At 38.1% G+C, this 9575-nt stretch carries 13 protein-coding genes; 11 read left to right on the top strand and 2 right to left on the bottom strand.

From position 1 onward, the window contains the following. From AC1DND_RS11495 to AC1DND_RS11455, 9 genes are all read left to right on the top strand, one after another. Positions 1-689: DHHA1 domain-containing protein (locus tag AC1DND_RS11495; RefSeq protein ID WP_477581723.1), on the top strand; the 689-nt coding region annotated here is incomplete at its 5' end. Between the two features lie 88 nt (positions 690-777). Next, positions 778-1518 (top strand): LPS export ABC transporter ATP-binding protein, encoded by a 741-nt coding sequence (gene lptB / locus AC1DND_RS11490; protein ID WP_057931148.1) that lies wholly within the window; start codon positions 778-780, stop codon positions 1516-1518. Between the two features lie 158 nt (positions 1519-1676). After that, on the top strand, positions 1677-3200 hold the full coding sequence (locus tag AC1DND_RS11485) for a GH3 auxin-responsive promoter family protein (protein ID WP_477581721.1): 1524 nt from the start codon (positions 1677-1679) through the stop codon (positions 3198-3200). A 165-nt stretch (positions 3201-3365) separates the two neighbouring features. Further along, entirely contained in the window at positions 3366-3992 is a 627-nt protein-coding gene (locus tag AC1DND_RS11480) for a DUF2306 domain-containing protein (RefSeq protein WP_477581719.1), read from the top strand. Between the two features lie 20 nt (positions 3993-4012). Next, positions 4013-4897 carry a YARHG domain-containing protein gene (locus AC1DND_RS11475; protein ID WP_477581717.1) on the top strand — a complete coding sequence of 295 codons (885 nt, stop codon included), beginning with the start codon at positions 4013-4015 and terminating at the stop codon, positions 4895-4897. Positions 4898-4915: 18 nt separating this feature from the next. Further along, a complete protein-coding gene (locus AC1DND_RS11470) occupies positions 4916-5350 on the top strand; it encodes a YkvA family protein (protein ID WP_477581715.1) in 435 nt (144 codons plus the stop codon). Next, positions 5331-5651: a DUF2752 domain-containing protein gene (locus AC1DND_RS11465; protein WP_477581713.1), complete on the top strand. Its 321-nt coding sequence runs from the start codon at positions 5331-5333 to the stop codon at positions 5649-5651. The genes AC1DND_RS11470 and AC1DND_RS11465 overlap by 20 nt, the downstream gene beginning before the upstream one ends. A gap of 8 nt (positions 5652-5659) precedes the next feature. Next, complete coding sequence (locus tag AC1DND_RS11460) at positions 5660-6148, top strand: CCC motif membrane protein (RefSeq protein WP_477581711.1); 489 nt, start codon at positions 5660-5662, stop codon at positions 6146-6148. A 101-nt stretch (positions 6149-6249) separates the two neighbouring features. After that, positions 6250-6660, top strand: a complete 411-nt coding sequence (locus AC1DND_RS11455; protein WP_029275606.1) for a BrxA/BrxB family bacilliredoxin — start codon at positions 6250-6252, stop codon at positions 6658-6660. Between the two features lie 233 nt (positions 6661-6893). Here AC1DND_RS11455 and cdaA read toward each other — a convergent pair whose 3' ends face one another. Beyond that, positions 6894-7685 (bottom strand): diadenylate cyclase CdaA, encoded by a 792-nt coding sequence (gene cdaA, locus AC1DND_RS11450; RefSeq protein ID WP_029275607.1) that lies wholly within the window; start codon positions 7683-7685, stop codon positions 6894-6896. 273 nt (positions 7686-7958) lie between these two features. Further along, positions 7959-8624 carry a dihydropteroate synthase gene (gene folP, locus AC1DND_RS11445; protein ID WP_477581709.1) on the bottom strand — a complete coding sequence of 222 codons (666 nt, stop codon included), beginning with the start codon at positions 8622-8624 and terminating at the stop codon, positions 7959-7961. On the opposite strand from folP, the gene AC1DND_RS11440 reads away from it, so the two are divergent. Beyond that, the gene (locus AC1DND_RS11440) at positions 8600-9163 is read left to right on the top strand and encodes a DUF1599 domain-containing protein (RefSeq protein ID WP_477581708.1); all 564 of its coding nucleotides are present in this window, start codon (positions 8600-8602) and stop codon (positions 9161-9163) included. The two genes, folP and AC1DND_RS11440, sit on opposite strands and share 25 nt — an antisense overlap. A gap of 37 nt (positions 9164-9200) precedes the next feature. Further along, a partial coding sequence (locus tag AC1DND_RS11435) for a MauE/DoxX family redox-associated membrane protein (protein WP_477581706.1) occupies positions 9201-9575 on the top strand: 375 nt, incomplete at its 3' end.

Genomic DNA, 9575 nt, shown 5'->3' with positions numbered 1-9575 from the left:
TAATTGGCGAAAGCGATATCCTGATCAACAAAAAAACTACCGTTGTATTTAACGAAAACTGGCATAAGGGAGTAATCGGGATTGTGGCCTCGCGTTTAACTGAAAAATATTATCGCCCAACAATCGTATTAACAAAATCTAACGGACATGTGGCAGGTTCCTGCCGATCGGTAATTGGTTTCGATCTGTACGAAGCTTTAAGCGGTTGTGCCGATTTATTGGATCAATATGGCGGGCATAAATTTGCCGCAGGCTTAACCATGCAACAGCATAATGTAGATGCCTTTGCAGATAAATTCGAAGAAATTGTGTCGGCCAGTATTACAGAGGAGTTGCTTACGCCGATGATCAGGATTGATGCCGAAATCGAGCTGGCGCAGATAGATGGTAAATTCTATCGTGTTTTATCGCAGATGGGACCCTTCGGGCCAGAGAATATGGCGCCTATATTTGTTACCCATAATGTATATCTTGCACAGCAAGCCATGGCTGTTGGCGCAAATCATTTAAAAATTAACATAAAACAACAAAATTCGCCTATTTTTGAAGGCATTGCATTTGGGTTGGCAGAATTTCAAAATCTTTTACAATCAAAGGTACCGTTTTCGGTTTGTTATACGTTAGAGGAAAACGTGTGGCGTGATAAGAAACGTTTGCAATTAAATATTAAAGGAATAAAAGTTAATTAACTATAAAATAAATTCGTCATGCTGAACTTGTTCAGCATCTAATTATAAAGATCCTGAACTAAATTCAGGATGACGGAGCAATCAATATATGATATTAAGAGCCGAAAATCTGGTTAAAAAATATAAACAGCGTACTGTTGTAAACAATGTTTCTTTTAATGTAAGTCAAGGGGAAATTGTTGGTCTTTTAGGCCCGAACGGTGCCGGAAAAACAACCTCCTTTTACATGATTGTTGGTTTAATTAAACCAAACGAAGGCCGTATCTTCTTGGAAGAAGAAGATATTACCGAAGATCCGATGTACCGCAGGGCACAAAAGGGGATCGGTTATTTAGCTCAGGAAGCATCTGTTTTTAGAAAACTTACCGTAGAAGATAATATCCTGGCCATTTTGGAAATGAGCAAATTGACCAAGGAAGAACAGCGTGATAAACTCGAAGAATTAATAAACGAGTTTAGTTTACATAAAGTGCGTAAAAACCGTGGCGATTTATTGTCAGGAGGTGAACGCCGCCGTACCGAAATTGCACGTGCCTTAGCCGCTAACCCTAATTTTATCTTATTGGATGAACCTTTTGCAGGTGTAGACCCAATTGCGGTAGAGGAAATCCAAAGTATTGTTGCTAAACTGAAACACAAAAACATAGGCATTTTAATTACCGATCACAACGTGCAGGAAACACTGTCGATTACCGATAGGGCGTATCTGCTTTTTGAAGGTAAAATTTTAGAACAGGGTGTTCCAGAGGTGTTGGCTGAGAACGAGATGGTAAGAAAAGTTTATCTTGGATCGAACTTTGTGCTGAAACGTAAGAAATTTGATGTTTAATATTAACCAATTCTTATTCCGGATTTCGGGAATGAAGATGATAAACACAGCTAAAATTATTTCAGGTAAAAAGATCGGATTATTGTTGCAACAAAAACAACAGTATCTGTGTTTATCTGTCAATATCTGTGGTAAAAATCAGCAGTTTATTTTTTAATATGGCATTTGTAAATTCAATTTTTACCTGGTTAATGAAAAAGCGGATCCACCAGATCGAGCTTTTTATGAAATATCCATACGATGTTCAGGAAGAGTGGTTCCATAACTTGATTGATAGTGCCGAAAATACCGAATGGGGCAAACTTTACGATTATAAATCAATCTTAACTCCACAACAATATCAGGAACGTGTTCCGATCCAAAACTACGATACCTTAAAGCCTTATATTGAGCGCATGCTTAATGGAGAACAAAATATTCTGTGGCCATCAGATATCAAGTGGTTTGCAAAATCATCGGGTACCACAAGTGATAGGAGTAAGTTTATTCCCGTTTCTCCAGAATCATTGGAAGAATGCCACTTTAAGGGCGGAAAGGATATGCTMTCTATCTATTGCAATAACCGTCCCGATAACCAGATGTTTACCGGAAAAGGTTTGGTTTTAGGTGGAAGCCATCAGGTTAATCAGTTAAACGAAGATTGTTTTTATGGCGATTTATCTGCCGTGCTGATCAAAAACCTGCCAATCTGGGCCGAATATTACCGTACGCCAGATATGTCTATCGCATTGATGGATAATTACGAAATTAAGATGGATAGAATGGCTGAGGCCACCATCAACGAAAATGTAACCAGCATTTCGGGTGTGCCCACCTGGACCATCGTACTGGCCAAAAAGGTGCTCGAACTTACGGGAAAGCAGAATTTACTGGAAGTTTGGCCAAACCTCGAATTGTATATCCATGGTGCGGTAAACTTTGCCCCGTATCGCGAACAGTTTAAACAGCTCATCCCATCCGATGAAATGTATTATCTGGAAACTTATAATGCCTCCGAAGGGTTTTTTGGGATTCAGGATCAGGATAACTCAGAAGAGATGCTGCTGATGCTGGATTATGGTATTTTCTATGAATTTGTGCCGATGGAGAATATCTGTGAAGAAAATCCTAAAGCATTAATGCTGGGTGAAGTAGAGCTGCATAAAAATTACGCCATCGTAATTTCTACAAATGGTGGTTTATGGCGTTATATGATCGGCGATACCATTCAATTTACCTCACTTTCTCCTTATCGTATTAAAATTACCGGACGTACCAAACACTTTATCAATGCCTTTGGCGAAGAAGTGATCATCGACAATGCAGAACAGGCCTTAACCAAAGCTTGCCAGGAAACCGGAGCCGAAATTAAAGATTATACCGCCGGACCAATTTATTTTAAAGATGAAAAAGCAGGGGGGCACGAGTGGATCATAGAATTCGACAAACAACCTAACGATTTTGAAAAGTTTGTAGATATTATGGACAGCACATTACGTGCGGTGAATTCCGACTATGATGCCAAACGTTTTAAGGATATGGCTTTAGCCCGGCCAAAAGTGCATAATGCCCCCGAAAATACTTTCTATAATTGGTTAAAGGCAAAAGATAAACTCGGTGGACAGCATAAAGTGCCGCGTTTAGCCAATGAGCGAAAATATGTTGATGATATTTTGGAGATGATGAAATCTTCTTCAATTTAATAAAACTCATTTAGACATGTCAGTCTGAGTCTGTAGAAGACTTTATAAAGGCAATCAACAAGCTCAATGTGACTTTAGTATATTTGATAACGCTGCTCTATAATGAAAAACATCCTCATCTTTTTTACGCTTAGGATCATGAGTTATTCCTGTTTAACAAAATAGATGAAAAGCTTCAGCTATAAACGTGTGGCCTGGCTATTGTTTTTTGCCTATTTCTTTGTGTTAATGGTACAGATTACTTTACGGTATATCCCATTGAATAGTGAAGTGTCTTTTCTGCAGATTAAACAGACTGAAGTTTCAGGGATCAAAGCTTATCTTCCCATATTTTACTTCCACGTCTATAGCGCCATACTTGTACTACTGGCTGGTTTTACGCAGTTTAATCCTAAAATTTTAGCTAAATATCCTAAAATACATAAATGGTTGGGCTACTTGTATGCAGGCTTCGTATTGTTACTTGCTGCGCCCTCTGGTATTTTTATCGGCTGGTTTGCAAATGGGGGATTAATGGCTAAAACCTCATTTATTATTTTAGGCGGTTTGTGGTTCTGGTTTACCATAAAGGCAATTCTGCTTATTTTAAAAAGAAAAATAATAGCCCATAAAAAGTTTATGTACCGTAGTTTTGCTTTGGCAACCTCTGCGATAACTTTAAGGCTATGGAAAGTTATTTTAGTATATTTATTTCATCCAGCCCCAATGGATGTTTACCAGATTATCGCCTGGTTAGGCTGGATACCCAATTTGTTAATCGCCGAATGGCTGATCAAAAAGAAATTTATTTGACCTTAAAATATATACTATCGATGAAAAAAATCTTATTATTCGCTCTGATTCCCTTTTTGATGCTATCATGCAGAGACACTAAAAAAACAAAAAAAGAAAAAGCAACAGGCATTGCACAGCAGGAAATCCACAAAGAACTTTACGGTTTTTGGGTAGGCGATTTTTACACAACAGATGAGTTGGAATATGAGGGAGATATGTCTGATGCTGTCAAAAAACTGAATATCAATATAAAAAAAATAACTAAAGATACGGTGATTGCACAAAGCGTGGTTTCTGGCAACAGCCGCCCGTTATTGGGTAAAATATCAGAAGATGGTGGTAAAATTACCTTCGTTCTGGATGAACCTGGTACTGATAAATACGATGGGAAATTTGAAATTACCCTTGTTGGCGACACCTTAATTGGTAAATGGAACGCTTATAAAAAGGACCTGAAGTGGCCAGGAAAAGAATTTAAGTTGTTAAAAAAAGCTTTTGAATATAATGCCAGCCGTATGTTGCCAACCGAAATGGAATATGTAGATTGGAGCGATCACAAAATGGTAGAGCGGTTAGATACCCTTGAAGATGGAAGTATAGATTCGTTAGGAGCCAATACTTTTTACAGAAGCGCATCCGAACAGATTTTTAAATTAAATGCTTCAACTACTACACTTAAAGAAGAAGATCTAAAGAATTTAAGGAAGCTTGATCTGCAGATTATCAAAAACACCATTTTCGCCAGACATGGTTATGCCTTTAAAAAACAGACTTTCAGAAATTTTTTCGATCCTGTAGAATGGTATGTGCCTGTTAAAAACAATGTTGATAACGATTTAACGGCTATTGAGAACAAAAACATTAAACTATTAGATCGCTTTACCAAATATGCCGAAGACAATTATGATGCTTTTGGCCGTTAATTTGTAATATCGTTAACTATGAAATTGAATAGGGAGAAAATACTGGGTTTCTTTAAAAAATCGCAAAGTAAAGCTTCGGTGATCTTAAGTGATAAGACCAAAGCCAGCAATACGATTAAAGATGCATTGGGAAAGGCAGTAACCAATAAAGGTGATCTGGAAGGTGTTTGGTCGAAACTGGTGCTGTTGTTTGYCGTATCTAAAGATTACGTGAACGGCGATTATACCGAAATTCCAAAAAGATCTATTATTGCTATTTTGGGTGGTTTGGTTTACTTTTTGTCTCCAATAGACGTGATCCCTGATTTTGTGCCGGTTTTAGGTTTTGTTGATGATATCTATATCTTAAACCTGGTGTATAGGCAAGTGCTTAAAGATCTGGAGAAGTACAAAATATGGAAAGATGCGCAGATCAAATTTATTGGCGATATAGATGGCTCAACCGCAACATAATTTTCTCGATTGGATAAGCGAGCATCTTTTTACTTGTCCGTTTAGAGCCCATTTTGGATTCGATTGCCCAGGCTGTGGCTTTCAGCGTTCGGTTTTGGCTTTATTTAGGGGCGATTTAATCGCATCATTTAAGTTTTATCCCGCAACAATTCCACTCATTTTTGTCGTAGTATTTACCATTGTTCACCTTAAGGTCGATTTTAAGTTTGGGGCACAGTTGATAAAAATCGTTTTTGCAAGTGTTGCAGTAATTATTTTAATGAATTACATTTACAAAATATACACTCACCAATTGATCTAAATATAGCTATGTCAGAAGAACAGGAAACCCCTCAAGAAAATAAACCGATTGATCTTTCAAAAGATAAAAACCCAGAACCTGCACCATTTGAACCGTTAGGTAATGGTCCGGTAACCCCACCTCCATTTCAGCAACCACCACCATTTGGACAGTTTGGAGGAGGTTTTGGTCAACAAAGTTTACCAAACTCAACAATTGTACTTGTATTAGGAATTCTTTCCATTGCATTTTGCTGTTGTTATGGTATTTTGGGACTGATTCCGGCAATCATTGCATTGGTTTTAAGTAAAAAAGACAAGGCTTTGTACGCAGTTAACCCTGCTATTTACAGTTTAAGTTCATTTAAAAATTTAAATGCGGGAAGAATTTGCGCAATTATAGGTTTGGTTCTTAATATTTTATCATTGCTTTATTATGTTGCCATTATTGTGATATTTGGCATGGGGATGTTAAGTGATCCACATAAAATGCAAGAAATCTTAAAAGGTTTAGAATAAGGGCCATTTTAATTTTACCTTAAAAATATAAATCGAATGGTGCATACCATTCGATTTTCTTATTTTTGTAGCATTGAAATTGTAAATAAAAAACTAAGATAATGTATCCAGAATATTTAGTAGAGCCAATGCGTAAGGAATTAACTAACGTAGGTTTTCAAGAATTAAAAAACGCAGAAGACGTAGATCAAGCGATTAAAGGCGAAGGAACTGTGTTGGTAGTTGTAAATTCGGTTTGCGGTTGCGCAGCAGCAAATGCACGTCCGGCCGCAAGAGCAGCAGCAGCACACGAAAAACACCCTGATAAATTGGTTACTGTTTTTGCAGGAATGGAAAAAGAAGCGGTAGATCAGGCTAGAAATTACATGATGCCCTTCCCTCCATCTTCTCCGGCAATGGCGTTATTTAAAGATGGTAAATTGGTTCACATGATCGAACGTCACCAGATTGAAGGCCGTCCGGCACAAATGATCGCTGATAACCTGATCGGTGCTTTTGAACAATACTGCTAACGGTTGATTGCACAGATTGAGGGATTACACCGATAAAGGGTGATTTAAATAATAATGAAATGGTGGGTGGAAACATTCACCATTTTGCGTTTATGGGGCTTGTGAAGATGATTGGGTTTTACTTAGTTATCTTCTACTTAATCGTCATGCTGAATTTATTTCAGCATCTTTCTGCCATTAGACCCTGAAATAAATTCAGGGTGACGACACGAATAAATCCTCACCTGTGATTACTAAAAATCCTTATTCAGYAATTTCTCCAACTCCCCAAACGAAACATTCATTCTTACCCTGCCTTGTTTGGCATACGATATTTCTCCGGTTTCTTCTGATATAATTACTGCAACAGCATCAGTCGTTTCAGAAACGCCAATACCCGCACGGTGCCTTAACCCAAACTGAGAGGGCAACTGGTCGTTATCCGTCAAAGGCAAAATACAGCTCGCACTTTTAATTTTGTTCTCCGAAATAACCACGGCACCATCATGCAGCGGACTGTTTTTCTGAAAGATACTTTCCAGCAAACGTTTCGATATTTTGGCGTCAACAAGTTCACAGCTATTGGCGAAAAATTGCTCATCGTAAAATTTAACGAATACCATTAATGCGCCTGTACGCGTTTTTTTCATGCTTTTACAGGCATCAATAATTGGTTTTATGCGGGTTAAATTATTCCTTTCAATTTCTTTTCTGCCAAATAAATATCCCCACCAGGCCTTATTCTTTTGTAAAAAAGCATTTTTTCCGATCAGCAACAAAAAGCGCCTGATCTCTGGGTGAAAAATTACAATCAATGCAATAATCCCCACGCTCATAAATTTCTCTATGATGGCCGTGAGTAATTTCATATGCAAAGCATCAACAATATGATAGAATATTGCGATGATGAGCATCCCAACGAGTAGGTTAACAGCTAAGGTATTGCGGATTAGTGTATATACGTAATAGATTAAAAGTGCTACGAGCACGATGTCTACCACGTCGGTAATGGTGAATTTTACGAAATCAAAATCTAATCCTTTCATTAGTGGCAAGATAGCAAAACGGTTTTCAGTTTACAAGCAAGATAGGTTAACTGTTTAAATTGGTTAATTGTTTTTTAAGGATCGTCACCCTGAACTTGTTTCAGGGTTTTTACTCCAAAAATAGATGCTGACCACGGAGTAGCTACAAGACAATTGAAAAAAATATTTCTACTTGTAAAACAAGTTCAGCAGGACGAATCTGCCAGAAGTCTGCGCCCTGCCTCAATTTAATATTGGATCAGAAACTATAATCAAATAATCGACCAATCGAAATTAGTCATACAGCATCCCAACTAACTTCACGCATTCTATTGCTTCCCTAACATCATGTACCCTTAAAATGCCCGCTCCTTTTTGTAGCGCAATGGTATTGAGTACCGAAGTTCCGTTCAGGGCCTCTGCTGCCGAAGTGCCAAGGGTTTTATAGATCATTCCTTTACGCGAGAAGCCCACTAAAATGGGGAGTTTGAAAATTTTAAAAGCTTCCATTTGGTTAAGCAGCTCATAATTATGTTCGATTGTTTTTCCAAAGCCAAAACCAGGGTCAATAATTACGTCGTGAACATGAAGTGCCTTAAGCGCCGCAACTTTTTTCGCCAGGTAATCAATTACTTCCAATAACACATTGTCGTAAACAGGGTTTTGCTGCATATTTTGAGGAGTACCCTTCATGTGCATCATCATATAAGGTACCTGTAATTTAGCCACCGTTTCGAACATCTGTTCGTCCATATCTCCAGCGGCAATATCATTAATGATATGCGCACCGGCAGAAATCGTTTCCTCCGCCACTTTCGCCCTAAAGGTATCAATAGAAATAACCGCTTCGGGAAATGCTTTTACTAAACTTTCTACCACGGGCACCAAACGGTCAACCTCTTCACTGGTAGAAATATCTTTAGCGCCAGGCCTTGATGAGTATCTTATTGGCTTTGGCACAAACAAATACCTCTACCGAATTTGATGAAGTGATTGCAGTTTGCAGATCATTATTTTTAAAAAAGACTAAAGATTATGGCACTGCATGGCGGATTTTAAGACCAAGTTCGATAACCGATCAGATTTTTATCAAAGCACAACGCATCCGTACGCTCGAAGAAAAAAAAGTAAGTAAAGTAGGAGAGGGTGTGATATCTGAATACATCGGGATTGTAAACTATTGTATTATCGCCATGATGCAGCTCGAACTGACCGAAAGTGATCCGAACGAGATGCCTTATACCGAAGTTGAAAAAAGATTTGAAGAAAAKGTAACGGAAACGAAAGATTTAATGTTTGCCAAAAACCACGATTATGGTGAGGCTTGGCGCGATATGCGCATTAGCTCGTTAACCGATCTGATTTTGATGAAAATTTTTAGGGTAAAACAGATAGAAGACAACGAAGGGCAAACCCTGGCTTCGGAGGGCGTTAATGCAAATTATCAGGATATGTTGAACTATTCGGTTTTTGCACTGATCAAACTCGGCGTTAAATAAATAGCGTAATAGCCTTTAAAAAAATAGATACATACAGATGCGAAACATACTTTTAAGATTCTCCAGGATTTTTGTCGGTGCTTTATTCATATTTTCAGGATTGATCAAAGCAAACGATCCACTTGGCTTTGGCTATAAACTACAGGAATATTTTGAAGTTTTTCACATGAATTTCCTGAGTGGAATGGCCACTGGTATTGCTATTTTACTTTGTACTTTAGAAATTGTTCTCGGTGTCTTATTGCTATTGGGTTTCTGGAGTAAAAAGGTAGCCTGGGGTTTATTGCTTCTCATCATCTTTTTTACCCTGCTCACATTTATATCTGCAGCGTTCAAAGTAGTTACCAGTTGTGGCTGTTTTGGCGATGCCATTCCGCTTACCCCATGGCAGTCGTTCAGTAAAGATCTGATC

The organism is Pedobacter sp. 01N416, from assembly GCF_056399685.1.
This window is presented reverse-complemented; position numbering and strand designations above follow the sequence as displayed.

What these genes read in the sequence shown, in the direction of transcription:
- lptB (WP_057931148.1), top strand. Translation starts at nt 778, where the DNA reads ATGATATTAAGAGCCGAAAATCTGGTTAAAAAATATAAACAGCGTACT.
- AC1DND_RS11480 (WP_477581719.1), top strand. Translation starts at nt 3,366, where the DNA reads ATGAAAAGCTTCAGCTATAAACGTGTGGCCTGGCTATTGTTTTTTGCC.
- AC1DND_RS11475 (WP_477581717.1), top strand. Translation starts at nt 4,013, where the DNA reads ATGAAAAAAATCTTATTATTCGCTCTGATTCCCTTTTTGATGCTATCA.
- AC1DND_RS11465 (WP_477581713.1), top strand. Translation starts at nt 5,331, where the DNA reads ATGGCTCAACCGCAACATAATTTTCTCGATTGGATAAGCGAGCATCTT.
- AC1DND_RS11460 (WP_477581711.1), top strand. Translation starts at nt 5,660, where the DNA reads ATGTCAGAAGAACAGGAAACCCCTCAAGAAAATAAACCGATTGATCTT.
- AC1DND_RS11455 (WP_029275606.1), top strand. Translation starts at nt 6,250, where the DNA reads ATGTATCCAGAATATTTAGTAGAGCCAATGCGTAAGGAATTAACTAAC.